Origin of the sequence: Ochrobactrum sp. SFR4, assembly GCF_019730395.1 — a bacterium.
Classification (GTDB): domain Bacteria; phylum Pseudomonadota; class Alphaproteobacteria; order Rhizobiales; family Rhizobiaceae; genus Pseudochrobactrum.
The window spans coordinates 1-283 of sequence record NZ_JAAPBB010000667.1; the positions used below are offsets into that span (position 1 = coordinate 1).

Here is a 283-nt window from a genome sequence, read left to right on the forward strand (position 1 = left end):
AGGTTCAATATATAGCTCTTTCATTTTTTGGGCGTCATTAAAGACTGATTGCAGTATGAATTGGCCGATCTTTTTCGACGTGTACTCATCATCTAATGCCGCCTCAAATTGAGCTGGTGTACGGATTTCCCCACTGGGATGCTTCCAGCGAAGTAGAACTTCGAGTGATGTTTTTTTATCGGATTTGGCTGCTACGATTGGTTGATAGTACAGCTCGAATTGATTCTCATTTAGCCCTTGATCGACGTCACGTAGTAAATGAATGCGCTCATCAATACTCGTT

The 283-nt window shown here is 42.0% G+C and carries 1 protein-coding gene; it reads right to left on the reverse strand.

Going from position 1 to position 283, the window contains the following annotated elements:
* Positions 1–283 (reverse strand): EAL domain-containing protein (locus HBA93_RS20725; RefSeq protein ID WP_221724528.1); only part of this gene is annotated, 283 nt, incomplete at both ends.